Below are 21936 nucleotides of genomic sequence, written 5' to 3'. Positions count from 1 at the left end.
CGGCGGCTTAGCGCCCTGCGGGCGCGTCCTCAATCGCCGGACGGGCTTGATTTGGCTGGGCTTGGCTGCCAAGCCCAGCCCGTCCGGCGATTGAGGACATCCGCCGTGCAGCGAAGGCGCCCACGCCAAGGATTAGGCGCGCGGGGTGAGTTCCGCCATCGGGCCCCAGCCGGTGCCCGGGACCTCGACGTTGATGATGTCCGGCGTCTTGGCGATCACGTCGGGCATCCATGCCATGGCCGTCTTGAAGTGCTCGGACTCCACATGCTCCGCACCGGCCTGAGCGTCCTTGAACGCCTCGACCAGGACGAACTGGTGGGGGTCGTCCACGCTCCTGGACCACTCGTAGAAGACGTTGCCCGGCTCCCGCCGGGTGGCCTGCGTGAAGTCGTCGACGAGCGTCAGCCACTCGTCGCTGCGCTCGGGGCGGACGGTGAATTTGACGACGATGAAGATCATGGGGTGCTCCCGTTTCTTCCGGACGGTGGGCCGGCCCGCCGGGAAGGCGTCCCCGGCGCGGCCTCCATCATCGTGCCGGGCGCGGCACCGGTCCGCGCGGCCGGGACGCGGCGATTCCGGCCCTGCCGGAAAATCCGGCCCCGGGCGGTGCTCACGCGGGGACGGGCTGCGGTGCCCCGGGGGTGGTCGTGGTCATCGTCCAGGCGCTGATGTGCCGGTGGTCGTCGTGGCGTTCCTGCCGGTAGCGGCCCGCGGAGATTCCGTAGGCCCGCTTGAACGCCGTGGCGAAGGCGAACTGCGAGGTGTAGCCGACCCGTTGGGCCACCGCCGCCAGGGGCGCGTCACTCTCGCGCAGGATGCTCGCCGCGAGCGTCAGCCGCCACCAGGTGAGGTAGGTCAGCGGCGGCCGGCCCACCAAGGTGGTGAACCGGCGGGCGAACGCCGCCCGGGACAGGCCCGCCCGGATGGCGAGGTCCGCCACGGTCCACGGCTTCGCCGGGTCGTCGTGGACCGTGCGCAGCGCGGCGCCGATGGCCGGGTCGGCCAGGGCGCGGCACCAGCCGGTGCCCGGCCGGGCGGACCGTTCGTCGAACCAGGCGCGCATGAGGTAGATGAGCAGCAGGTCCAGCAGCGCGGGCAGGGTGGCGTCCGTGCCCTGCCCCGGCGAGCGGAGTTCGTCGCCGAGCAGGGTGACGGTCGCGCGCAGCGCCGGGTGCCGTCCGTCGCGCGCGGGCAGGTGGATGACTTCGGGGAAGTCCGCGAGCAGCGGATGCGCCCGGCCCTGGTCGAGCCGGTAGGCGCCGCAGAGCAGGACGAGGGGGGCGTGGGAGGGATCGGTCGGCGGGCCGCCGCAGGGCACGTTCACCGCGCCGGCCGGCGCGGCGTCCGTGCCCTGCGGCGGCCCGCGGTCGATCAGGGCGTGGGGTGTGCCGTGCGGCAGGAACACCACGTCGCCCTCGGCGAGGGGCAGCGGCTCACCGCCGTCGTGGGGCAGCAGCAGACAGCTTCCCCGCAACACCACGTGGAACCCGGCGCCCGCGAAGGGCTCGATGTCCGTCCGCCACCGTCCGTGCCGGCCGGACAGCGCCGAATAGGGCCGTCCGGTGCGCAGGGCGGCGACGGCGTCGCTGAGTACGTCCATGAGGCGAGTATGCGCACCAGCACGTCGCGTCCGGCTCTCGGCCCCCGCCGAGACGATGACGTATAGATCGAGCACGATCACTTATTGGCCGTCTCGTCCGCGCTCTCTACCGTCGAGGGCATGCAGACAATCACTTTGGGCGGGGTGGACATCACCCGCGTCGTCGAATGGCACGCCCCGGTCGCCCCCGTCCCCGCCATCTTTCCCGGCAGCACCCCGCGGATGTGGCGGGAGAACGAGTCGCTGCTGACTCCGGACTTCTGGAACCCCGAGACCGACGACCTCATCGCGAACGTACAGTCGTGGGTGCTGCGCAGTGAGGGCCGCACGATCCTCGTCGACACCGGTATCGGCAACGACAAGCCCCGGCCGCACATGCCCGCCTGGTCGCATCTGCGGACCGACTTCCTGGGGCAGTTGGCCGCCGTCGGGGTCCGGCCCGAGGACGTGGACCTCGTCGTGAACACGCATGTGCACTCGGACCACGTGGGCTGGAACACCCGGCTGGTGGACGGCGAGTGGGTGCCCACCTTCCCGAACGCCACCTATCTGATCGCCAAGGCCGACTTCGACTACTGGAATCCCCTCAACAACCACCCCAAGCGGGGTTCTCTCGGCGGGGTCGGCGTGGCGATGGCCGGCGGTGACATGTTCGAGGACAGTGTCGCGCCGGTGCACCGGGCGGGTCAGACGCTGTTGTGGGAGGACGAGCATCAGATCGACGCCCAGCTGAGCCTGCGCCTCGCCCCGGGACACACCCCGGGTTCGTCGGTGCTGCGGCTGGAGTCGGGCACCGAGCGCGCCCTGTTCATCGGTGACCTCGTGCACAGCCCGCTGCAGTTCGTCGAGCCCGACTGTGACACCTGCCTGAGCGAGGACCAGGAGGAGGCCACCCGTTCACGCCGCCGGATCCTGGAAGAGGCGGCCGACACCCGTTCCCTGGTGTTCCCGGCCCACCTTCCGGGCCACGGCGCGGCCGAGGTCCGGCGGGAGGGGAGCACGTTCGCGCTGGAGCGCTGGGCGGCGTTCGACCGGACCCTCTGACGGGGACGGGCGCCGCGGTGACGCCGCCGTGACGGGCGGGTGACGAGGCCCTGATTAATCTCGGCCGCGCCCAGTGGCCGAGCAACAGGCACGGGACCAGGGGCGGACGGAGGGGTGCCCATGGCCGGGACGGAGATCGTCGTCCAGCTTCGCCGGCGGTCGCCCGCCGAGTGCGAGGGGGCCGCCGGGGCCGCGCGGCCGGCGGATCTGCGTGACTGGCTGGCGCGGCGGTTCGGCGTCACCGCCGAACCACTGCACCCGGGCGGCGACCCGGGCTCGGCCCGCTGGCTCACGGTCGGCGGTCTGGCCGGTGCGGACGCCGAGGCCGTCGCGGCGGCCCTGCGCGCCCGCCCGGATGTCGAGGCCGCCTATGTGAAACCACCGGCAGACCTTCCGTAACGGGTGAAGGAGAGGGCTGTGGCACAACGAACAGGTGCGGGAAACGGCGGGGGCGGCACGGCTCCTCCCCCATCGCCCTCCGGGCGGGCCGAGCTGGTGTGCGTGACACGCGCCGACGCGGGGGTACGGATCACCCCGACCGGCGCGAGCGCCGAGTCGGATGTCTCGGTGAGCGCTCTGCACGCCGTGGCCGCCGAGGCGGACGTCGTCATCAGTCCGCTGTTCGGCGCGGACCGGGACAGGCTGCTCGCCCGGGCGGAGCGGGCCCCGGGCGCGCCGCCCCTCGACGACGACGCCCGCGAGATCATCGACAGGATGGCGCGTTTCTACCAGGTGAACGCCCCGGCGGACCGGCTGGAGGAACTGGCGGAGCGACTGCGCTCCTCGGACGCCGTCGAGGCCGCCTACGTCAAACCCGGCGCGCGGCTCGCGATCCGGGAGGGCGCGGCCGGGACAGCGAAGGGGCCGGGCGCCGCCGCCCAGGCGGGGCCGCCCCTCAACGACATGGTGCCCGCCGCGGCGGACGCCCCGCCCGTCACCCCGGACTTCACCGCCCGCCAGGGCTATCTCGACGCCGCGCCGGGCGGCATCGACGCCCGTTACGCCTGGACCCGGCCGGGCGGCCGGGGCGCGGGCGTCCGGGTGATCGACTGCGAGTGGGGGTGGCGCTTCACCCATGAGGACCTGGTGAACAACCAGGGCGGCATCGTCTCCGGCACCGGCAGTACCGACACCGCGTTCGTCAACCACGGCACGGCGGTCCTCGGCGAGATCGGCGGGGACGTCAATACCCTCGGCATCACGGGCATCTCGCCCGACGCGGTGACCAGCGCTTCCGCGTTCTCCATCGCGACGGCCACCGCGATCCGCAACGCGGCCGACCGGCTCGGACCGGGCGACATCATCCTGCTGGAGATCCACCGGCCCGGTCCCAACGCGACCGGCTCCGGCCAGCAGGGCTTCATCGCCGTCGAGTGGTGGCCGGACGACTTCCTCGCCATCCGCTACGCCGTCAACAAGGGCGTCGTCGTGGTCGAGGCCGCGGGCAACGGCGCGGAGAACCTGGACGCCGCCGTCTACGACACCCCGCAGACCGGCTTCCCCGCCTGGTGGCGCAACCCCTTCCGGCGTACCGCGCTGGACGCCGGTGCCGTGATCGTCGGCGCCGGGGCACCGCCCCCGGGCACCCACGGCGCCGATCACGGACCCGACCGGTCACGGCTGGACTTCTCCAATCACGGTGCCTGTGTGGACGCCCAGGGCTGGGGGCGGGAGGTGACCAGCACGGGGTACGGCGATCTGCAGGGCGGCACCAACGAGGACCTCTGGTACACCGACCACTTCAGCGGCACCTCCAGTGCGTCACCGATCGTCGTCGGCGCACTGGCCTGCACCCAGGGGGCCCTGCGGGCCCAGGGCCGGATCCCGCTGTCACCGGCCCGGGCCCGGGAGCTGTTGCGCACCACCGGCTCGCCGCAGCAGGACGCGCCCGGCCGTCCGGCCACCCAGCGCATCGGCAACCGTCCCGACCTGCGGCAGCTGATCCCGGCCGCGTCGCAGACCGCCACCTGGGTGGGCGTCCAGTTCCGGGGCACCCTGGCGGCCAACGCGACCGGCCGCTGGTTCACCTACAACTGGCCCGCCCACTGGCACGTGGTGTGGACCGTCCAGCCCACCAGCGTCCGCCCCGGCGCCCCGCAGGTCCGCTGGCGGGTCCGGGTCGAGCGGGCGAGCGACGCGTACGCGACGTACTGGATCGAGGTCACCAACCTCGTGGCCGTCCCCGTCGACTTCGAGGCCCGGTTCGCGGTCCTCGGATGGTGACGGTCCCACGGCGGGAGCCGTAACGGCCCTACGGGGAACGCGAGTTCGCGACGCGAGAGTCCGGCGGGAGAGCCGGACCGGGAGAGGGAGCAACGATGCGAGTAGGAACGCAGTTCACCGGCACGCTGGGTCCCGGGCAGACCGGACGCTGGTTCACCCACAGCTGGCCCCAGGAGTGGCATGTCGTCTGGTACTTCATGCCGACGTCGCCCCAGGCCGGGGCCCCGCAGATCGAGTGGGAGACCGCGGTCGAGCGGGCGTCCGCCACGGCGGTGACCTACTGGCTGACGGTGAAGAACATCAGCGGCGCGCAGATCAACTTCGAAGGGCGCTACGCGGTCCTCAACTAGGCCGCCGGCCGCCCGGTCCCCCAGTCCTCAGCACTGTCTCATTCAAGGGAGCCGTCCATGGAGCTGCACATCACGGTCGCGGACGACGGCGGGCCCCCGGGCACCGCGACGGCCACCGCCACCGACGCGGGGGCCGCCCCGGGCGCGACGGCCGGTGCGCCGGCCGCCGGCGCCGCGGGCCGGGGCACCGACGGCGGCGCGGCCCCCGACTGGCTGATCGATCTCGTCCGGCTCGCCGACGCCGGCCGGGTGCCCCGGCCGGACACACCCCCGGCACCCGGCCAGGACGCGGGCGCCGCGCCCGCCCCCGGCTGACCCGAGGCGGGGCAGGAGAAGCGGGACGTGCGGGGTGGTGGCGGAACAGCCGGCCGCCCCGCACCTCTCGCGGTGGGGACGGGGGCGGGGGGCGCCGGCCCCCGGTGCCCGGTACCGCCCCGGGCACGGACCCCGTCCGCCGGCTCACCGTCGCCCGTCGGCCCACCAGCCGTAAGCCGTATGTCCCCCGGCCTCTCGCATCCCCGCCTATCCCTTGGCATGTGCGGCCAAACTCGGGCATCCTCGTCGTGGGGACCGGGCCCGACGGGCAGAGACCGGCTTCGGCACGCCGACCGCCCCCCAGTCAGGCAGCGCCAGAACGCGGCCGCCGTGCGGCACGTGCCGCGGGGCGCCCGGTGGGGGGAGCCATGGCCGATACCCGGGGAGATCCCGACGTCCCACACCAGCTGACCGCCACCGCGCGGCCCGCGCCCGCGCACCGGCCGGCGCGGCGGGCGCCGGGCCGGGTCACGGTCGCCCTGCTCGGCGGGTTCCGGCTCGGTCTCGACGGCCGCGACGTGGAACTTTCCGGCGGTGCGCAGCGGTTGGTCGCGGCCCTCGCGCTGAGCGGCCGGACCAGTCGCAGCCGGCTGGCCGGGACGCTCTGGCCGGAGACCGAGGAACACCGCGCCCTGGCCCGGTTGCGGACCGGCATCTGGCGGGTCAACCAGGCGGCCCCGGAGCTGGTGGTCACCGCCGGCGGCGAGGTCGTGCTGCACGCGCGCACCGAGGTCGACGTCCAGGACGTGGTCGACCGTTCGCTGCGCGTGCTGCACGGCGGTGAGGTGGACCCGACGGCGTGGTCCTCGGGCGAGAACGCCGGGGATCTGCTGCCGGACTGGGAGGACGAATGGCTCGCCGACGCCCGCGAGCGGCTGCGGCAGATGCGTCTGCACGTCATGGAGACCGTGGCCGAGCGGCTGTGCGAGACCGGCTGTTACGGCCTCGCCATCGAGGTCGCGCTGACCGTCCTGCGCGCCGACATGCTGCGGGAGAGCGCGCACCGGGTGCTGGTGCGCGTCCACCTCGCCGAGGGCAACCTCGGTGAGGCCTGGCGGGCGTACGAGACGTGCGTGCGGGTCCTCGACCGCGAGTTGGGCATATCCCCCACCCGGGCCACCCGCGATCTGCTCGCGGGCCGCCCGCCGGGGGTACGGCGGCGGGGGCGGGGCCACCCGCACTGAGCGGCCCCGCCGCGCGGCGGATCAGGCGCGGGTGAGGGCGGCGGCCCCGAAGGAGACATCGAAGCGGTCGCACCAGATGCTCACGCTGGTGTACCGGTCGAGGTCGAGCCCGGCGGGCAGGACGTAGTTCTGGTCGCCCTTGTTGCCCTTGAGCTTGCCGAGGCTGACGTGCGCCCCGTCGTCGAAGACCCGCCACCCGGCCGTGCCCCGCTTCACGGGCGCGTCCGACACCAGGACCCGCAGGTCGGGCCCGTTGCTGGTGTCGAGGTTCTCCAGCCGCAGCACGCGGCTCCCGTCGGCCAGGCGCAGGATCCGTACCGAGCCGCTGGTCTCGTGCTCATGGCTGATCAACTCACCGGAGGCGAGGGTCCGCGCGGCCGCCCCGGCGGCCGATGATTCCGTGACGGCGGGCACCGCCTCCCGCACGGTCTCGTCGACCCACAGCTTCCACGGCTGGAACCAGTAGATCCCGGCCCCGACCGCCACCAGCCCGGCGATCAGCACCCCGATCACGACCCGCTTGCTCAAGACCCGCCGTATGCGTCCCATGCCCGTCTCCTCACCCGCTGTGCCGTCACCGCTTCAACGACCGACGGGCGCGGGGAACTCCTGGACGCGCATGACGAAAGTCTCACGGCGGCATCGCGGGGCGGCGGACCTCGGACGGGCGCCGGCACAGACCGGTGCCGTGCGCCCGGCGCGGGCGGGACCTCAAGCCTTCGTCCAGCAAGGCGTGCGGGGTCTGGCTGCGCTCACGCGGCAGGCGTGCGCCCTGAACCGCCACACGAGCGCCCACACCCACCCGGAGACAGGCCCGGTCCTCGCCCGATCTTTCGAACCGGGCGAGGACCGGGCGAGGACTGGGCCTGATGCCACGCGGACCAGTCGCTGTTGCCGGCGGGACGGGGAGCCGAGCGGGCCGTCAGGCCCGGCGACTGTCAGGCGTGGCGGAGACCGCTTCGAAGTTGCACGAGTCGCTGATCGTGGTGGAGCTGCGGGCGCCCAGGGGCTCCCACGGTGTGTAGTGCCGGACGACATTGCCGAGGACCCGGCAGTTGAAGATCATGCGGACCTGGCTGGCGGATCCCTGGCCCTTGCAGGTGACCCATACCGCGGTGTTCGCCCAGTGCCCCTGGCAGCTCGGGGGCTTCCACGCCTCCGTACCGGCCTGAGCGGCGGGGGCGAGGACGATTCCGGCTCCGGCGAGGGAGAGAGCGGCGATGCCGGTGGCTATGCGTGTGAACACGACGACTCCTTGGGTCGCAAGTGGAAGGAGGGCGATCCCCGCTGACCCCCGGGGGTGGCCCGGGACCACCTTGCGAGGGCCAGAGAAAGCGGGTCAACGCCGTGGCACGTCCCGGACATGAGAAACCGTGTCCGGCCTGGTGCCCGGCCTTGTCCGGGCCTTGTCCGGGCAGGTTGGCCGGTTCGCGGGTTGTGACCCCGCGCCGACGCGGAGAACCTTCCGGCATGTGGGGGACGGGCATACAGCTGCGAAGCGCACGCGGCGCGGACGAGTTCACCGATCTCATGCGCCGGATCAAGGACCGTTCGGAGCTGACCTACCGGGAGTTGGAACAGCGGGCTCAGGACCGGGGCGAGTTGCTCGCCCGCAGCACCCTCTCGGACGTACTCCGGCACCAGTCCCTGCCACGGCCGGAACTGCTCGTCGCGTTCCTCCACGCCTGTGGGGTGGAGGACGAACGCGAGATCGCGGCATGGCTGAAGACCCGGAGCCGCATCGAGGACGGGTCGGGCAGACTATGGCGCCTGCGTCCCAGGCTCCCCGTCGGCCGGGCGCCGGTGGCCGCCGCCGTGGTCGTGACCGCCGTCCTCCTGCTGGTGGCGGGGGTGTGGACGCTGCTGGGGTCCAATGACGAGAACGGCACACGTGCGCCGGCGGCCACGGCGATACGGGGCTGGGTGGAGATCCGCCCGGCCCGCACCCCGCACCTCTGCCTGACGGAAGGCCGCGACCGCAGTGGCGCGTACCCGAGCGCGATCGCCGCGCAGCGTCCCTGCGGGGAGGCGAGACCGCCGCACACATACCTCAAGCGAGTCCACGACGGCGCCGACGCCCCGTACTACATCGAATGGCACCACCCCCAACACGGAAAGGGCTGTCTCACCATCCGCCGGAGCGCCCCGGCGAAGGGCATGCTCGAACCCTGGGACACGTGCAGCCGTTCCAACAAGGACCAGCACTTCCGCCTGGAGCCTGCGGGCGCCACGAGGCGTTACCGCCTGCACGCAGAGGGCACGGACCGGTGCGTGGGCATCGCCGCCGAGGACACCGCCCCGGAGGCGGAGGCCATCGAAAAGCGGTGCACCGGTGGCCCGGACCAGCAATTCCTGATCGAGAACGTGGCTTGACGAGGTGTGTTCGGCGCCCGGCCCGCGCCCGCTGACCGCATACGAGGCCGCCTGGTCCGGGGCCGATCAGCACGGCGTCGCCGGCGAGTGGGCCACAGCCCGGGCCCGATGGCACCGGGCGCGCGCTGTCGCGGGATGCCCGTGGGGTCAGGCGCAGACCCCGGCCCTCGTCACTGGCCCACCCTTCCGTCGATGCGCTCGCGCAGCAGGTCGGCGTGCCCGCAATGACGGGCGTACTCGTCGATCCTGTGCACCATCAGCTCCCGAATGGCGATCCCGCCCTTCCCCACACGCTCGCCCAGGTCCGGGTGTTCGGCCAACGCGGCATCGGTCGCGGCCTGCTCGCGCTCCAGATCGGTGTACGCGGCGTCGACCGTGGCCTGCGCGGCGACGGCTCCGTCGAAGTCCGCGTCACGCTCGCCGTACAGCTTCGGCAGCGGGTCACCGTCACTGATCCAGTCGCGCCAGTCCCGTTCCACCGCGGCGAGGTGCCGGACCAGGCCGAGCAGCGACATCGTCGACGGCGGAACCGACCGCCGTGCCAATTGCTCCGCGTCCAGGCCCTCGCAGTTCATCCGCAGGGTCATGCGGTAGTTCGTCAGGAAGTCCTGCAGTGTCGCAAGCTCACCGTCCGGACTGGGACCTTCGCTGTTGCGGGGGTCGTCGTTGGGGTCGGCCCACATGTCGGGGTAGACGGTTGCCTGGCTCCATCGCCTGGGTTGGTCAGTCATGCGTTCCATGGTCGTCCGTGACGACCCCGGCTCGCTACTGAGTTACCGGGGCGAGGTGACATGGCGTCAAGGGGCGTGCGGCTGAGCAGATGACCACGCTCGTAGCCGAGCCGATGAAGGCACCGGCGGGAGCGCGGAACGAGCACGCACTGACTGAAGCCCTCGGGCTGATCGCCGTCACAGCAGCCGCCTGCCGCCGGCGGTGGTGGGCTGCCCGCGACCGCCTCGAACGTGAAGAGCTGCGTTCCGGGGAGCCGGAGCGGGCGGCACGCTGAGCACCCACTCCGTGACTGCGGGCGCACCCCGGAATGTCCGACATGCACGCTTCGTACGTGCGTGCGAGCCTGGTAGCAGCTCATCATCCGAGATCCGTTGCAGGAGGCACGATCGTGGGCAAGAAGCAGACGCGTCAGAACCGCGGCGCCCGCACGGGCGGGCACGACTACGGCACCAGCACGGACACCGGCAAGCAGGAGAAGGCGTCGGCGGCGGCACGGGAGACCGGGCGTCCGGCGCCGGACCAGGCCGCCCACAAGCAGCCGCGGAAGTTCGGCCACAACTGATCCCACACGACCGGGCGCAGCAGCCGGGCACAGACGGGCGACCGGCCGGGTGCCGGCGTCGGTCGTCAGCCCGCGCCGTCGGCGTCCTTGGAGAGGGGGACCTGTCCGGTGTTGTCGACGTGCCGGGCCGCGACCCAGGCGGCCTGGTCCCGCAGCAGGTACCAAATGCTGTTGCCGTCGATGTCCTGAGCGTGGACCTTGCTCCTCAGACCGATCTGCGCGTCCTTGTTGAGGGTGCCCAGGACGGCGGAATCGGTGCTGGGGTACCGGCGCAGATTGACGCCGATCTGGCTGACGACGGTGCCGAAGGGTTGCTGGGGCGTCATTTCTTTCCTCCAGGGGAGAGCCGCGACTGCCGCGCCCGGCGCGGACGCGGACGCGGACGGGGTGATCGCAGACTAAACGGCTCGGCCGCGGAAGAGCCGGAGGCTGGCGGCACCGGCCCGGACGGCTGGGCCGTTGGCGGGACCGTGCCGCGCGGCCCGCCCCGGGAGAAGCCCAGAAGCCCCGCCCCACGGCCTCGCCGGCGGCGTCACGGCAGGGTGAGGATCCGGGGCCCGGCCTCGGTGATCGCGACCGTGTGCTCGATGTGCGCGGCCCGTGTGCCGTCGGTCGAGCGGAGCGTCCAGCCGTCCGGGGCCGTGCGGTAGTCGTCGCGGCCTCCGGCCATGAGCATCGGTTCGATGGCCACGACGAGGCCGTGCCGGAGGGAGTAGCCGCGGCGCGGGCGGCCCCGGTTGGGGATGTGGGGGTCCTCGTGCATCCGGCGTCCGATGCCGTGGCCGCCGAAGTCGGACGGCATGCCGCAGCGGGCCCGGCGGGCGACGGTGCCGATGGCGTGGGAGATGTCACCGACGCGGTTGCCGACGACGGCCGCGGCGATGCCGGCGTCGAGGGCGCGCCGCGTGGCGTCGATCAGGGCCAGGTCGGCGGGGTCGGGGGTGCCGACGGTGAAACTGACGGCCGCGTCGCCGGTCCAGCCGTCGAGTTCCGCGCCGCAGTCGATGCTCACCAGGTCGCCGTCGCACAGCCGGTAGTCGTCGGGTATGCCGTGGGCGACGGCATCGTTGACGGAGGCGCAGATCACCCCCGGGAACGGGGTGGGGGCGAAGGACGGGCGGTAGCCGAGGAACGGGGAGCGCGCACCGGCCTTGTCGAGAACGGCACGGGCGGCCTCGTCCAGCTCCCTCAGGCTCACGCCCACGGCCGCCGCGTCCTGGACCGCGGCGAGCGCGTGGGCCACGACGCGCCCCGCCTCGCGCATGGCCTCCAGTGCCGCGTCCGTCTTGATCTCCACCATGCTCCGGCTCCCCGCCTCGCACGGCGGCGCCGGGCATGCCCGGCGCCGCCGTCAACCAATTCTTATACCGGTATTAGTATCACGGTCATGGTGAGAACCCCTCTGACACCCCAGGAACGACAGCGCGGCGAGATGCTGGGCGCGCTGCTGCGCCAGGCCCGTGGCGAGCGCAGCATGGTCGCGGTGGCGGCGGCCGCCGGGCTGTCCGCCGAGACCTTGCGCAAGATCGAGACCGGCCGGGCGCCGACCCCCGCCTTCTTCACGGTGGCCGCCCTGGCCGGCGCCCTGGGCCTGTCCCTGGACCAACTGGCCGTCGTCTGCGGGGAGGTCACGGGCGCGGAGGCCGAACCGATGTCCGCCTGACGGCCCCGCCCCGGCCTCCGCGGCCGGAAGGCGCCGGCGGCCGGAAGGCGGCGCAACCGAAAGGCGTCAGCGGCCGGGCCCCTCCGCCGGCCCTCCGTCCGCCACATCGCCCTCGAAGCCGTCCTCCGCGTCGTCGTCGCGGTCCGGGAGCGGTGGCAGCCGCAGATCACCGGGCACCGGTCCGTCGTCCCACGAACGCGCGAAGCGATGGCCGCGGACGTTCAGATGCAGCCGCCGCGCCTGTTTGCCCAGCCGCCGCCGCTCGCGCCGGGCCTCCTCGCCCTCCGCCTCGCCGTCCTCGTCGTCGAGGTCCTCGGAGCGCCGGCGCGCCTCCCAGAAGGCACGCTCCTGCGCGGCCATCTGCTCCCCGGGGGATCCGGCGGTCTCCGGTCCCCACGGCTGGATCGTTTCGTCGTCGTCCCGCTCTTCCGCCATGCCGTCCATCATGGGCCAAATCCCTCTTTGTGTACGTGTATTGACCAGATTTCAGGTACAGACCTAGGGTGCTCTGTGATAGGGGGTCCATGACGTCGCCTATATCGCGCTTGTCGCGCTTGTCGGCTTGCCGTCCGCATCGTCACCCGGCGTCATCGCCCCGCCCCGCTCTCCCCCACGTCGCGCCGCCCGCGGTCACCGCGGCGGCGGCCTCGAAGCCCGGACCGGTACTGCGGCCCCACGGGGCCGGTCGGTCCGTTGTTGTCCGACACGTCGAGCGCTGGAGGTAGGAACCATGAACGAATCACTCAACTCCCCCGAGAAGAACGTAGACGACGGCATCGGCCAGGAAGAGCTGCTCGGCTTCGAGGAGATCGAGAACCCCGAGGCCGACGTGGTCAGCATGGGCGACGCCAGCTACACCAAGATGCTCGGCCGGATCTGGTCCTGATCACTCGGGGCACGGCGCGGCGGTGTGCTCCGCGCGCCGCCGCGCCCGTATGAGAAGGGGCGCGATGATACTGCGCAGCGAACTTCCCGTGCTCGACGAATGCGGACATGTGTACGTCGCCGGGGGCGGCCCGGCGGGCGAGTGCCTCAGGCTGAACCCCTCGGCCTCGCGGCTGTGGCGGGGCGCGGTCGGCTCCCTGGACGAGACCGCGGTGGCCGCGCTGCCCGGGCCTTCCCGGCGATTTTTGGAGAACCTGCTGGCCCGGGGCGTGCTCGGCTGGCGGGAACGATGACGGCGGCCGGTCGGTGCCCGTCGTCCATCGCCCTGGTCAACCCCTCCGTGGGGTATTCGGACCGCCGGAAGTCCAAGCCGATCGGCCTGGCCTACATCGGCGCCTATCTCCGGCACAACGGCTTCGAGGCGTCCGGGTTCGATTTCGGGGACAGCCCCGAGGCGCCCGGTGACCTCTCCGCCCGCCACGGCCTCGACCGGTTCGCCGTGGTCGGGTTCTCCGTCTACAACGAGTCGCTGGACGCCACGCTGGAGCACGCCGCGTGGATCAAGCGGCGCAACCCCGCGGCGCGCGTCGTGCTCGGCGGACCGCACGCGACGGCCGTGCACACCGAGATCATGCGCCACTGCCCGGACGTCGACGTCGTGGTCCGCCGCGAGGGCGAGAAGCCCATGCTTGAGCTGGCCCGCCGCGCGGGCGACTCCTGGCTGGACATCCCCGGCACCACCGTGCGCCTGCCGTCCGGGGAGATCCGCGCCAACATCGACTCCCCCTTCCTCGACGACCTGGACGCACTGCCCTTCCCCGACTTCCCGTTCGTCTCCGACTCCGGTTACCCGCCGCTGACCTACTTCGACTCCGCGCGCGGGACGCTGCTGCCCGCCCTCGCGGTCAATTCCAGCCGAAGCTGCCCGTACAACTGCTCCTTCTGCGGGGTGCTGACCATCGGGCGCAAGTACCGGATGCGATCGGGCGAGTCGGTGGTCGCGGAGATGGCCCACTTCCGGGCCGCCGACGGGCTGGACTACAAACACGTCTACTTCAGCGACGCCAACTTCTACGTCTATCCCAAGCGGGCCCTGCTGATCGTGCAGGCCCTGCACGCCTACGACCCGGAGATCACCTTCAGTTTCGGCACCCGCGTCAATCAGCTGATCAAGCACCGGAGCTTCCTTACGGACCTCAAGGAATGCGGGCTGCGCTTCGTCGAGCTGGGGATCGAGAGCGCCTCGCCCCAGGTGCTCAAACGGCTCGCCAAGGGCGTGGAGCCTGCGGACAACCTGGGCGCGGTCAAGCTGCTGGAGCGGCACGGGCTGGGGGTGTCCCTGGACTTCATCATGATCGACCCGGAGACCACGATCGGCGACCTGCGCGCCAACCAGGCGTTCCTGCGCGCGGGTGGCTTCTACGACTACGTCCCGCACGAGCATCTGTACACCCATCTCGTGCTGTACGCGGGCACCCCCATCCGCGACTACTACCAGGAGCGCCGGGGCACCACGTTCGGGATGTCCGAGCTGCCACCGATCGACACGCTGATCGAGGACCCGGCGACGGCCCGGGCGCACGCGGCCCTCGTCTGGTTCCGCGCCGCCTACCAGCCCGCCGTCGATCTCGTGCTCGCCGAGGCCGAGGCACTCCTGCAGTCGCGGGCGCGGCATCGCGAGCGGAATCCGGTGACGCCGGACGAACTCGCCCTGCAACTGGACGTCGTGGCCGCCCGGCACGCCCCCAATCTCTTCTTCGACAACGTCCTCGACGACTGCGAACGCCCGGGCGCCGGCCGGGCGCCCGACGCACCGGGCGGCCCCGAGGAGTTCGCCGCGCTGCTGCCCCGCCCGGGCACCGGTGCACCCGGTCTGGCCGAGCTGCTGCTGCGCGCGGCGGCCCGTATCGACGCCCTCGCCCCGGACCCGTCGGGCGGGCCCGGGGTCACGCACCGCACCCGGGCGTCGCTGCGCACCGCACCCCGTATCGCCACCGTGAATGGAGTAGCCGCCGATGGCTCCTGAAACCCTTGTCGCCGGTGCGACCCCGCCCCTGCCCGCCCGCATCGGCCGGCCGGTGCTGGGGCTGAGTACGGACTCCATGACCGAACGGGACCTCGCCGCGGAGGCGGTGCGCCGGGCCCGGCCGCCGGTGACCGCCTTCAGCGCCGCGGCCCTGTGCGGCCAGGACGACCTGGTCGACGAACTGGGGGCGTTCGCCAAGGCCAACGGTCTGTCGATCTATCTGCACGCCCTGGACCTCGACCTGGCGGGCATCGACCCGGTGGACCCCGGCATGGTCCGTCAGATCGCCGACTACGCGCGGGCACTGGGCTCGCCGTGGATCACCACCGACTTCGCGATGTGGGTGCTGCGCGGGGAGAAGCTGATCGAGAACATGCTCCCGGTGCCGCTCACCTGGGAGGCCGTCGACTGGGTGGCCGACCGGACCAAGCGGATCCAGGACATCGCCCAACTGCCCATCGTCGGTGAGAACCCGCCCTACCCGGTGCTGGCCGGGGACCTGGACATCCTCACCCTGATGGCCGGCATCGCCGAACGGGCCGACTGCGGACTGTGCATGGACATCGGGCACCTCTACATCCTGCGCCGGCAGCGGGGGGAGCCGATCGAGCGCCCCGGGGACGCCGACTTCCCCTGGGAGCGGGTGGTGGAGGCGCACATCTCCGGCATCACCTGCCGGGACTTCCACGCCTACCAGCTCGTACAGGACCAGCACCGCTGGCCCGTCGACGACCCGGTGTGGCATACCACGGAGCTGCTCATGCCGAAGATGACGCGGCTCCAGGCCCTGATCGGTGAGTCGGAGGGCATGCTCGCCGACGACCTGGTCGCCAAGCTGGAGCGGATGGACGACTGTCTGGAGGCGGTGGCGTGGTGACGACCGGGACCACGGGCCGCGCGCCGGCCCCCGCCCCCCATCCGTACGTGACGCAGGTGACCGAGCTGTGGCGCGGCTTCTACGGCCCCCCGCCCGTGGACGGGCCGCCCGACCCCGGCATGGCCGTGGACCGCTCCACCCGCAAGGCCATGGTGCTCGAACGGTGCACGGGCGCCCTGCCGGCCACCACCCGCGTCTACTGCGGTCTGGTCCCGGACGCCATGGACGCCTATCTCGGCAGCGAGCACTGGCACGGGCGGCGGGCGCGGGCGGGCTCTCTCTTCCCCGAGGCCGCCTCCACGGTCAGCACGTTCGCGGCCTTCCTGGAGGAGGCGTGGCTGCCGACGGCCGACCCGTGGGCCCGGCAGATCGCGCGCTACGAATGCGACGTGCTGTGGGGGGCGGCGGCCGAGCCCACCCCGGCGGCCCTGCGGGCGGGGGTCCGGCTGCCGGAGGGCGCGTGGGTGGCCGCTTGCGTCTTCGACGTGCCCGAGTACGCGGTCCGGCTGCGCGCGGCCTGTGCCTCCTATCCGTGGCCGGACGCGGTACGCCACACCCGCCCCCGGGCCCGCCCGTTCGCGACCCTCACCCTGCGCACGCCCGCCGGGCTACGCCGCACCCACCTGCGGGACGCCGCCTGTGAGGCGCTGCGCCCGCTGTGGGACACCGAGGCGGGGCCGCTCGACACGGCCGGTGCGGGCGGCCCGGCCGTCACGGCCGCCCTGGGACGGGGACTGGTGGTGCCATGCGTACGGTGAGCGAGGCCGCCCCGTCCGGGGCACGGCCCCTGGTGGGCTTCAGCTGGGACATGACGTCCGAGCACGAGCGGCTGGCACCGTTCGCCGAGCGGCTGGCGGGCGAGGACCGGGCGTTCATGGTGGGGCCCTACGCACGGGACGCCGCCACGGTCGACGAGGCCGTGCGTTTTTGCGAACGGCACGACCTCGTACCGCTGTTGCACACCCTCGATCTCGATCTGTGCGGCCTCGACCCCGTCGACGAGCGGCTGGTGAAGCAGCTCGGGGACGCGGTGCGCAGGCTGGGCGTCTCCTGGGTCACCACCGATCTGGCCATGTGGACCAAGGACGGGGAGTCCCTGGTCGAGGCGCTGGTCCCGATGCCGTGGATCGAGGACTGCGTCGACTACGTGGTCCCCCGCGTCGAGCGGATGCAGGAACTGCTGGGCGTGCGGGTCGCGGTCGAGAACTCCTCCTACGCCTATGTGGTGGGGGACGCCAATCCGTTCGCCCTCCAGTCGGAGATCGCCCGGCGGGCCGACGCGTTCATGGTCTACGACGTCGGCCACCATCTGATCGCCTCCGAGGTCGCGGGAATCGCCACCGACGCGCTGATGCCGGACGACTTCGCGTGGGACCGGGTCGTCGAAGGGCATCTGTCGGGGGTGACGGTGCTGGCCGCCGACGACGGGGTCACCGCCGACGACCAGCACGCCGCACCGATCCGTGAGGAACTGTGGCAGCTGGCGCGGCGTCATCTGCCGGCCGCGACGGCGCTGCGCGCCATGGTGGCCGAGTCGGAGGGCATCCGCGGGGAGGACCTGGTGGCCAAGGTCGGCCGGATGGCCGCCGAGGTGCGGATCTGGCGCGGGGAGGACCGATGACGGCGGCCGTTCCCCCGCGCGCCGGGGGCGAGAGCGCGTACGAGCGGGCCGTGCGGGGGGTGTGGGCGGCCCTGTACGACACCGAGGACACCACCGCCGTGCCTCCCGGGGTGCGCAACCCGGCGGGCTTCCGGCTGGAGCGGGCCCGGCGGCTGGCGGCCGTGGCCACGGCGGTGACCGCCCGGCTGCCCACCGCCGGCTTTCTCTATCTCGCCGGGGAGGGCACGCCCGGCATCGGGCGGTTCCTGGCCAGTGCCGCCTGGCGGGAGCGCGAGCGGGAGCCGGGCGCGGACTTCCCGCCGGGGCCGAGCACGGCCCGCGCGTTCGCGGCGTATCTGGAGAAGGGGTGGCCCGAGGGCCGCCCCGGCTGGCAGTGGGAGCTGGCGTCGGCCGACACCGACCTGGCCTACCGGCCACCGGTGCCCTCGGCCGTGGCCCGCCGGGCCGGGCTGTCCCCCGCCCCCGCCACCCGGTTGCGGATCAGCCCGTACGACACCGCCGACTACGCCCGCCGGACGGCCGTGAAGAAGCGGCGGATGCCGTGGGAACTGGTCCTGGACACGGTGCGCCCGGTGGAGCGCCGCACCGCGATCCTGGTGCCGGGCACCGGCCCCGGCGCGGGGCGCCCGCTGGTCCTGCACGACGAGGAGGCGGCGGCGCTCGCCTGGCTCACCGAGGCCCCGCGCGCGCACGCGCGGGTGCCGGCTCGTGAACCGGACGAGGCGTTGCTGCGCCGGCTGGTCGAGGTGGGCGCGCTGGTGCGGGACGGGAGCACCGGGTGACGCAGGCCCCGGCACGGGTGGACGACGAGGCGGTGGTGGAGCGGGCGATCGAGCTGCTGCGCGCCGCCGACCTCGGCCTGCCCGGCCTGGACGAGAACGGCGGACGGCTCGCGGCGCTGCTGCGGTCCGTCGCGGGCGGCCCGGCCCCCGCCCCGCCCCCGGGGCCCTTGTGCGACCCGGAGCCCACGGACGAACTCCCCGCCGTCGTGCGGGAGTGGGCGCGGGCCATGGGCGTCACGGAGGCGGCCTTCCGGGCGGACCGCAGGGCTTTTCTCCGTGGCGACCCGGCCGGTGTCACGCTGTGCCCCCGCGCGCTGGTGCGGGCCGCGGTGCCCCGGCTGCGGGCCCTGGCGGCCCTGCCCGCGGGGCACCGGCTGTCGCTGGTGTGGACGCGGGACCGGCCCTCGGTCACCTTCCCCGTCCGCATCCCCGACCGGTCGGCGGTGGCGCTGCCCGACCGCCCGGCTCCCCTGTGCGCCCAGTACGTCCATCACGAGCTGGGGCACGTCGTGGAACTGGCTTGTCGGCCCCCCGGTCTGCCGCTGGCCGAGCGCTGGCACCGCCCGCCGGTGGTCGCCGAGTGGGGCGCCCTCGTCGTGGAGACCCTCGGGCTGTCGGCCGCCTGGCTGGTCTCGCTCGGCATCCCGGCGGACACCGCGGAGCGGGTGGCGGCCCACTGCCGTCACGAGGACCGCTACACCCGGGCACTGGCCCGGCTGATCCTGCGCTGCGCCGCCCGGCCGGAGCGGCTGGCGGAGGAAGTGGCCGCGGCCTCGGACGGCCTGGTCGACCCACGGCACGTGCGGGAGGAGACGGCGCGCGCCGGGTACTGGAGCGCGGTCTTCCAAGGGCACGCCCTCGCCGACCGGACGGTGGCCGCCTTCACCGAGCGGTGGGGCGAACGCTGGTGGGACGAGCCGGGCAGCTGGCGGGAGTTGCGCGGGCGGCTCGCGGCCGGGCAGCCGGCGAACGGCGCTCTGTCATGAGCGGGCCCGCCGGGCCGTCCCGGTTCCAGCCGGTCATCGACCGCACCCACTGCCCGTACGCCCGCGCCTCCACCTGGCGTCTCTCCGCGCCCGCCCGTGACGAACTGCCCGTGGAGGAGCACCTCGAACGGGCCCTGCCGCGTTTCCGGCGGGCCTTGCGGCAGGTGACCGCGGGCGAGGCCGACGGGTTCGTACTGGACCTCCCGGCCCGGCTCGGGGCGGACGTGGCGACGCTGCGGGCGTCGTCGCTGACGGTACTGACGTGGTTCGCCGGCCGTTCGACGAGCCCGTCCCACGTCACCATGGCCGAACTGGAGGACCCCGCCTGGTGGTTCCCCTTCGACGGCCACCGGCTGTTCACCGTGGCCTTCGGCCCCTGTTTCGGGCCGGACCACACTCGTTACACGTTCGGGGCGGAGGGGTTTTTCCTGTTGTTCCAACACGAGTCGGCGTTCTCCCGCAGACACCCAGGGGGCATTCCCATGCAGGTACGGGACCGGATCCGGCACGCCTTCGAGGAGGCGGGCCGGCCGTACCGCTATGACATGGGCGTCGTCCCCGTGCCGCACGGGGGCGACGAGCGGTGATGGGCGGCCCCATGACACCGGGCGGTGCGGCGCGCCGCGCCACGGTGCGGCTGTATCTGCTGCTGACCGGTCTCGATTTCTTCGGCGACATGTGTCTGACGGTCACGTCGGTGCTGCTGCTCGGCGAGCGTGGTCTGGGCAGCGGCACCATCATCTGGCTCATCGCCTCGGTATGGCTGCTGGAGGCCCTGCTGGAGGTGCCGACGGGGGTCTTCGCGGACGCCATCGGGCGCCGGGCCGCCGTCGTGGTGGGCTTCGCCGTGCGCGCGGCCGGCTACGGCATGCTGTTCTTCTCCGCCGATCCCACGGTGGCGGTGGCCGGAACGCTGATCGCGGCCGTGGGCGCGCCGTTCGCCTCGGGCAGCCTGGACGCCTGGGCCGTGGACCGGCTGCGGCAGGAGGATCCCGCGGCGAGCCTCGACGCGCTCTTCGCCCGGGGCCGGATGGCCGAGAACGCCGGCATCGTGACCGGCACCGTCGCCGGGGCGGCGGCCGGGCAGTTCCTGGGGCTGGCCGTGCCGCAACTGCTGGCCGGGGCCGCCTGTCTGGCCGGGGCGGTGTGCACGACGGTGCTGCTGCACGGCCGGTCACCGGGGGCGGCGGGGGCCGGCCCCGGGGTGGACCGGGCGGGGGTGCGCCGGGAGCTGACCGCCGCGTCGCTGGAGGCTCTGCGGGGCTGCCGCCGGGCGCTGGGCACCGACCGCCTGCTGACCGGCCTGTTGCTGTGCGCCGCCGCGCTGTGCCTCTTCCGGGGGCTGCCGGGCGTGCAGTGGACCGTGCACTTCGACGTTCTCACCGGCGGCTCCCTGATCGCCCTGGCCGCGGCCCGGTGCACCGGTGACCTGTTGCAGATCCCGCTCCTGGAGGTCGTCGCCCGGAAGGTCCGGCACGACCCGGGGGCGCGGGCCCGCGTCATCGTGCTGGCCGCCGTGGCCGCTGGGCTGTTCCTCGGCGGCTCCGCCCTCACGTCCTCCGGCTGGGTCGGCGTCCCGCTGTACATCGGCTTCGTGATGGCGGCCGGGCTGTGCATGCCCGGCCTCAAGGCCGCGCTCAACGAGCAGGTGCCCGCCGGGTCGCGGGCCACCATGCTGTCGGCGGGCGGGCTGTTCAACTCCCTCGCCACCGGTCTCGGGCTGTATGTGATGGGCGGGCTGGGCATCGGTCTCGCGGACGTCCGGGGAGTGTGGACCATCGCGGCGGCCGGTACGGCACTGTTCGGTGCGCTGGCCGCCTGGTTCTGTGTCCGGTCCCTGCGGACGCCGCCGGTGGGCGTGGCGGCCGAGCCGCGGGGGGTGGGCGAAGCCGCCGAGGAGGATGGTGCCCGTGTGCCCTGATCCGGACCCCGGGCCACCGGCCGAGGCGCGGCGCGGCGAGCTGCTCCGGCCCGCTCCCGTCGTCTTCGGTGACACCGACGACGAGGGCGACGGGGGGACCGAGCTGGGGGCCGTCTTCCGGCCCTATCTGCGCGACTACATCGGTGACTCCATCGGACGCCCGGGCCCGTCGAGCGCCATCTGCCCGTTCGTCCGGGGGGCGTTGCGGGAGGGTGTCATGCACTACGCGGAGCTGCGCGTGGCCGGGCACACGGCGCCGCGCGCGGTGGCCCGGGCGCTCGTGGGTTATCTGGCGTGGTTCGACCGGGCCTCGCAGCGGGTGTCGGCCGAGCACCCGGGGCTGGTGGTGGCCTTTCCCGGTCCGCCCGCCGCGCTGCTGCCCGTGGTGGCCGCCGCGCACCGCGCGGTGCTGCCCGCGGTGTACGCCCGGGGGTGCACCGCGGCGCTCTTCCACGAGGATCCCGCCGAGCCCGACGACCCCCGGCACCCCGAGCCGCCGTATTTCACCGCGCCCGCCCCCTTCTACGTGCTGCGCAGGATCATCCCCGCCGATCTGCAACTGTCCTTGCGGGTACGGCAGATGTTCCCGGCGTATCACCGGCTGCACGCGGCGGAGGCACGCCGTACGCGACTGCGGACGAAGGAAGCCGCCGAGCGCTGGAACCAGGCGTGCCGCGAGCACGGTCTGACGCCCTGAGCGGGCGGGGCGGGCCGTCGTGGACTTGGGCCTCGGCCGCGGGCGGTCATGCCGGCTCGCGGGGTGATGAAGGCCCCGGCACAAGAGCGTCCCCC

The 21936-nt window shown here is 73.4% G+C and carries 29 protein-coding genes; 21 read left to right on the top strand and 8 right to left on the bottom strand.

Going from position 1 to position 21936, the window contains the following annotated elements:
* Positions 1-132: 132 nt before the first annotated feature.
* Together ACZ6MA_RS24660 and ACZ6MA_RS24655 are read right to left on the bottom strand one after the other, a co-directional pair.
* A complete protein-coding gene (locus tag ACZ6MA_RS24660; RefSeq protein WP_469436107.1) occupies positions 133-459 on the bottom strand; it encodes a putative quinol monooxygenase in 327 nt (108 codons plus the stop codon).
* A gap of 151 nt (positions 460-610) precedes the next feature.
* Positions 611-1600 (bottom strand): AraC family transcriptional regulator, encoded by a 990-nt coding sequence (locus ACZ6MA_RS24655; protein WP_469436106.1) that lies wholly within the window; start codon positions 1598-1600, stop codon positions 611-613.
* Between the two features lie 120 nt (positions 1601-1720).
* Here ACZ6MA_RS24655 and ACZ6MA_RS24650 point away from each other — a divergent pair, with 120 nt between their 5' ends.
* The 6 genes from ACZ6MA_RS24650 (at position 1721) to ACZ6MA_RS24625 (ending at position 6716) form a co-directional block, all read left to right on the top strand.
* The gene (locus tag ACZ6MA_RS24650; protein ID WP_469436105.1) at positions 1721-2644 is read left to right on the top strand and encodes an MBL fold metallo-hydrolase; all 924 of its coding nucleotides are present in this window, start codon (positions 1721-1723) and stop codon (positions 2642-2644) included.
* Between the two features lie 120 nt (positions 2645-2764).
* Entirely contained in the window at positions 2765-3043 is a 279-nt protein-coding gene (locus ACZ6MA_RS24645; RefSeq protein ID WP_469436104.1) for a hypothetical protein, read from the top strand.
* Between the two features lie 18 nt (positions 3044-3061).
* The gene (locus ACZ6MA_RS24640) at positions 3062-4867 is read left to right on the top strand and encodes a S8 family peptidase (protein WP_469436103.1); all 1806 of its coding nucleotides are present in this window, start codon (positions 3062-3064) and stop codon (positions 4865-4867) included.
* A 95-nt stretch (positions 4868-4962) separates the two neighbouring features.
* Positions 4963-5217: a hypothetical protein gene (locus tag ACZ6MA_RS24635; protein WP_466895275.1), complete on the top strand. Its 255-nt coding sequence runs from the start codon at positions 4963-4965 to the stop codon at positions 5215-5217.
* Positions 5218-5274: 57 nt separating this feature from the next.
* A complete protein-coding gene (locus ACZ6MA_RS24630) occupies positions 5275-5532 on the top strand; it encodes a hypothetical protein (RefSeq protein WP_469436102.1) in 258 nt (85 codons plus the stop codon).
* Between the two features lie 368 nt (positions 5533-5900).
* The gene (locus ACZ6MA_RS24625; RefSeq protein ID WP_469436101.1) at positions 5901-6716 is read left to right on the top strand and encodes an AfsR/SARP family transcriptional regulator; all 816 of its coding nucleotides are present in this window, start codon (positions 5901-5903) and stop codon (positions 6714-6716) included.
* 21 nt (positions 6717-6737) lie between these two features.
* Here the strand turns inward: ACZ6MA_RS24625 and ACZ6MA_RS24620 are convergent, their stop codons facing one another.
* Complete coding sequence (locus tag ACZ6MA_RS24620; protein WP_469436100.1) at positions 6738-7265, bottom strand: DM13 domain-containing protein; 528 nt, start codon at positions 7263-7265, stop codon at positions 6738-6740.
* Positions 7266-7638: 373 nt separating this feature from the next.
* Positions 7639-7962, bottom strand: a complete 324-nt coding sequence (locus ACZ6MA_RS24615; protein ID WP_469436099.1) for a hypothetical protein — start codon at positions 7960-7962, stop codon at positions 7639-7641.
* A 224-nt stretch (positions 7963-8186) separates the two neighbouring features.
* Between ACZ6MA_RS24615 and ACZ6MA_RS24610 the strand changes: the two genes are divergently transcribed.
* Positions 8187-9089 carry an RICIN domain-containing protein gene (locus tag ACZ6MA_RS24610; protein ID WP_469436098.1) on the top strand — a complete coding sequence of 301 codons (903 nt, stop codon included), beginning with the start codon at positions 8187-8189 and terminating at the stop codon, positions 9087-9089.
* A gap of 170 nt (positions 9090-9259) precedes the next feature.
* On the opposite strand, the gene ACZ6MA_RS24605 is transcribed toward ACZ6MA_RS24610, so the two are convergent.
* Positions 9260-9829, bottom strand: a complete 570-nt coding sequence (locus tag ACZ6MA_RS24605) for a DinB family protein (protein ID WP_469436097.1) — start codon at positions 9827-9829, stop codon at positions 9260-9262.
* 80 nt (positions 9830-9909) lie between these two features.
* On the opposite strand from ACZ6MA_RS24605, the gene ACZ6MA_RS24600 reads away from it, so the two are divergent.
* On the top strand, positions 9910-10095 hold the full coding sequence (locus ACZ6MA_RS24600) for a hypothetical protein (protein ID WP_469436096.1): 186 nt from the start codon (positions 9910-9912) through the stop codon (positions 10093-10095).
* 114 nt (positions 10096-10209) lie between these two features.
* Positions 10210-10383 carry a hypothetical protein gene (locus tag ACZ6MA_RS24595; RefSeq protein ID WP_469436095.1) on the top strand — a complete coding sequence of 58 codons (174 nt, stop codon included), beginning with the start codon at positions 10210-10212 and terminating at the stop codon, positions 10381-10383.
* A gap of 65 nt (positions 10384-10448) precedes the next feature.
* On the opposite strand, the gene ACZ6MA_RS24590 is transcribed toward ACZ6MA_RS24595, so the two are convergent.
* Together ACZ6MA_RS24590 and map are read right to left on the bottom strand one after the other, a co-directional pair.
* Positions 10449-10709, bottom strand: coding sequence for an SH3 domain-containing protein (locus ACZ6MA_RS24590; RefSeq protein WP_469436094.1), 261 nt, complete (start codon positions 10707-10709; stop codon positions 10449-10451).
* Between the two features lie 206 nt (positions 10710-10915).
* The gene (gene map, locus ACZ6MA_RS24585) at positions 10916-11683 is read right to left on the bottom strand and encodes a type I methionyl aminopeptidase (RefSeq protein WP_469436093.1); all 768 of its coding nucleotides are present in this window, start codon (positions 11681-11683) and stop codon (positions 10916-10918) included.
* Between the two features lie 87 nt (positions 11684-11770).
* On the opposite strand from map, the gene ACZ6MA_RS24580 reads away from it, so the two are divergent.
* Positions 11771-12046 carry a helix-turn-helix domain-containing protein gene (locus ACZ6MA_RS24580; RefSeq protein ID WP_469436092.1) on the top strand — a complete coding sequence of 92 codons (276 nt, stop codon included), beginning with the start codon at positions 11771-11773 and terminating at the stop codon, positions 12044-12046.
* 66 nt (positions 12047-12112) lie between these two features.
* Here the strand turns inward: ACZ6MA_RS24580 and ACZ6MA_RS24575 are convergent, their stop codons facing one another.
* A complete protein-coding gene (locus ACZ6MA_RS24575; protein WP_469436091.1) occupies positions 12113-12493 on the bottom strand; it encodes a hypothetical protein in 381 nt (126 codons plus the stop codon).
* A gap of 283 nt (positions 12494-12776) precedes the next feature.
* On the opposite strand from ACZ6MA_RS24575, the gene ACZ6MA_RS24570 reads away from it, so the two are divergent.
* The 11 genes from ACZ6MA_RS24570 to ACZ6MA_RS24520 all read left to right on the top strand — a co-directional run bounded on the left by ACZ6MA_RS24570 (position 12777) and on the right by ACZ6MA_RS24520 (position 21841).
* Positions 12777-12932: a hypothetical protein gene (locus ACZ6MA_RS24570; RefSeq protein ID WP_469436090.1), complete on the top strand. Its 156-nt coding sequence runs from the start codon at positions 12777-12779 to the stop codon at positions 12930-12932.
* 64 nt (positions 12933-12996) lie between these two features.
* The gene (locus ACZ6MA_RS24565) at positions 12997-13224 is read left to right on the top strand and encodes a hypothetical protein (protein WP_469436089.1); all 228 of its coding nucleotides are present in this window, start codon (positions 12997-12999) and stop codon (positions 13222-13224) included.
* Positions 13221-14957: a B12-binding domain-containing radical SAM protein gene (locus ACZ6MA_RS24560; protein WP_469436088.1), complete on the top strand. Its 1737-nt coding sequence runs from the start codon at positions 13221-13223 to the stop codon at positions 14955-14957. Before ACZ6MA_RS24565 ends, ACZ6MA_RS24560 begins: the two co-directional genes overlap by 4 nt.
* The gene (locus tag ACZ6MA_RS24555) at positions 14947-15834 is read left to right on the top strand and encodes a multinuclear nonheme iron-dependent oxidase (protein ID WP_469436087.1); all 888 of its coding nucleotides are present in this window, start codon (positions 14947-14949) and stop codon (positions 15832-15834) included. The genes ACZ6MA_RS24560 and ACZ6MA_RS24555 overlap by 11 nt, the downstream gene beginning before the upstream one ends.
* 47 nt (positions 15835-15881) lie before the next feature.
* Positions 15882-16592, top strand: a complete 711-nt coding sequence (locus ACZ6MA_RS24550; protein ID WP_469436086.1) for a hypothetical protein — start codon at positions 15882-15884, stop codon at positions 16590-16592.
* Entirely contained in the window at positions 16589-17455 is an 867-nt protein-coding gene (locus ACZ6MA_RS24545) for a multinuclear nonheme iron-dependent oxidase (protein ID WP_469436085.1), read from the top strand. The genes ACZ6MA_RS24550 and ACZ6MA_RS24545 overlap by 4 nt, the downstream gene beginning before the upstream one ends.
* A complete protein-coding gene (locus tag ACZ6MA_RS24540; RefSeq protein ID WP_469436084.1) occupies positions 17452-18237 on the top strand; it encodes a hypothetical protein in 786 nt (261 codons plus the stop codon). Before ACZ6MA_RS24545 ends, ACZ6MA_RS24540 begins: the two co-directional genes overlap by 4 nt.
* Complete coding sequence (locus tag ACZ6MA_RS24535; protein WP_469436083.1) at positions 18234-19223, top strand: hypothetical protein; 990 nt, start codon at positions 18234-18236, stop codon at positions 19221-19223. The genes ACZ6MA_RS24540 and ACZ6MA_RS24535 overlap by 4 nt, the downstream gene beginning before the upstream one ends.
* The gene (locus tag ACZ6MA_RS24530; RefSeq protein WP_469436082.1) at positions 19220-19810 is read left to right on the top strand and encodes a hypothetical protein; all 591 of its coding nucleotides are present in this window, start codon (positions 19220-19222) and stop codon (positions 19808-19810) included. The genes ACZ6MA_RS24535 and ACZ6MA_RS24530 overlap by 4 nt, the downstream gene beginning before the upstream one ends.
* On the top strand, positions 19810-21144 hold the full coding sequence (locus tag ACZ6MA_RS24525; protein WP_469436081.1) for an MFS transporter: 1335 nt from the start codon (positions 19810-19812) through the stop codon (positions 21142-21144). Before ACZ6MA_RS24530 ends, ACZ6MA_RS24525 begins: the two co-directional genes overlap by 1 nt.
* A complete protein-coding gene (locus tag ACZ6MA_RS24520; protein WP_469436080.1) occupies positions 21134-21841 on the top strand; it encodes a DUF6875 domain-containing protein in 708 nt (235 codons plus the stop codon). The genes ACZ6MA_RS24525 and ACZ6MA_RS24520 overlap by 11 nt, the downstream gene beginning before the upstream one ends.
* Positions 21842-21936: the final 95 nt, after the last annotated feature.

Source organism: Streptomyces sp. NPDC042259, assembly GCF_055582085.1.
Note: the sequence above shows the minus strand (reverse complement) of the source record. Positions and strands in the feature narration are given on the sequence as shown.

Excerpts from the sequence above, each read along its gene's own strand:
- ACZ6MA_RS24590 (WP_469436094.1), bottom strand. The coding sequence starts at position 10,709 with ATGACGCCCCAGCAACCCTTCGGCACCGTCGTCAGCCAGATCGGCGTC.
- ACZ6MA_RS24610 (WP_469436098.1), top strand. The coding sequence starts at position 8,187 with ATGTGGGGGACGGGCATACAGCTGCGAAGCGCACGCGGCGCGGACGAG.
- ACZ6MA_RS24530 (WP_469436082.1), top strand. The coding sequence starts at position 19,220 with ATGAGCGGGCCCGCCGGGCCGTCCCGGTTCCAGCCGGTCATCGACCGC.
- map (WP_469436093.1), bottom strand. The coding sequence starts at position 11,683 with ATGGTGGAGATCAAGACGGACGCGGCACTGGAGGCCATGCGCGAGGCG.
- ACZ6MA_RS24555 (WP_469436087.1), top strand. The coding sequence starts at position 14,947 with ATGGCTCCTGAAACCCTTGTCGCCGGTGCGACCCCGCCCCTGCCCGCC.
- ACZ6MA_RS24565 (WP_469436089.1), top strand. The coding sequence starts at position 12,997 with ATGATACTGCGCAGCGAACTTCCCGTGCTCGACGAATGCGGACATGTG.
- ACZ6MA_RS24625 (WP_469436101.1), top strand. The coding sequence starts at position 5,901 with ATGGCCGATACCCGGGGAGATCCCGACGTCCCACACCAGCTGACCGCC.
- ACZ6MA_RS24540 (WP_469436084.1), top strand. The coding sequence starts at position 17,452 with ATGACGGCGGCCGTTCCCCCGCGCGCCGGGGGCGAGAGCGCGTACGAG.
- ACZ6MA_RS24650 (WP_469436105.1), top strand. The coding sequence starts at position 1,721 with ATGCAGACAATCACTTTGGGCGGGGTGGACATCACCCGCGTCGTCGAA.
- ACZ6MA_RS24630 (WP_469436102.1), top strand. The coding sequence starts at position 5,275 with ATGGAGCTGCACATCACGGTCGCGGACGACGGCGGGCCCCCGGGCACC.
- ACZ6MA_RS24580 (WP_469436092.1), top strand. The coding sequence starts at position 11,771 with ATGGTGAGAACCCCTCTGACACCCCAGGAACGACAGCGCGGCGAGATG.
- ACZ6MA_RS24575 (WP_469436091.1), bottom strand. The coding sequence starts at position 12,493 with ATGATGGACGGCATGGCGGAAGAGCGGGACGACGACGAAACGATCCAG.
- ACZ6MA_RS24605 (WP_469436097.1), bottom strand. The coding sequence starts at position 9,829 with ATGGAACGCATGACTGACCAACCCAGGCGATGGAGCCAGGCAACCGTC.
- ACZ6MA_RS24635 (WP_466895275.1), top strand. The coding sequence starts at position 4,963 with ATGCGAGTAGGAACGCAGTTCACCGGCACGCTGGGTCCCGGGCAGACC.
- ACZ6MA_RS24525 (WP_469436081.1), top strand. The coding sequence starts at position 19,810 with ATGGGCGGCCCCATGACACCGGGCGGTGCGGCGCGCCGCGCCACGGTG.
- ACZ6MA_RS24620 (WP_469436100.1), bottom strand. The coding sequence starts at position 7,265 with ATGGGACGCATACGGCGGGTCTTGAGCAAGCGGGTCGTGATCGGGGTG.
- ACZ6MA_RS24655 (WP_469436106.1), bottom strand. The coding sequence starts at position 1,600 with ATGGACGTACTCAGCGACGCCGTCGCCGCCCTGCGCACCGGACGGCCC.
- ACZ6MA_RS24560 (WP_469436088.1), top strand. The coding sequence starts at position 13,221 with ATGACGGCGGCCGGTCGGTGCCCGTCGTCCATCGCCCTGGTCAACCCC.
- ACZ6MA_RS24645 (WP_469436104.1), top strand. The coding sequence starts at position 2,765 with ATGGCCGGGACGGAGATCGTCGTCCAGCTTCGCCGGCGGTCGCCCGCC.
- ACZ6MA_RS24600 (WP_469436096.1), top strand. The coding sequence starts at position 9,910 with ATGACCACGCTCGTAGCCGAGCCGATGAAGGCACCGGCGGGAGCGCGG.
- ACZ6MA_RS24570 (WP_469436090.1), top strand. The coding sequence starts at position 12,777 with ATGAACGAATCACTCAACTCCCCCGAGAAGAACGTAGACGACGGCATC.
- ACZ6MA_RS24660 (WP_469436107.1), bottom strand. The coding sequence starts at position 459 with ATGATCTTCATCGTCGTCAAATTCACCGTCCGCCCCGAGCGCAGCGAC.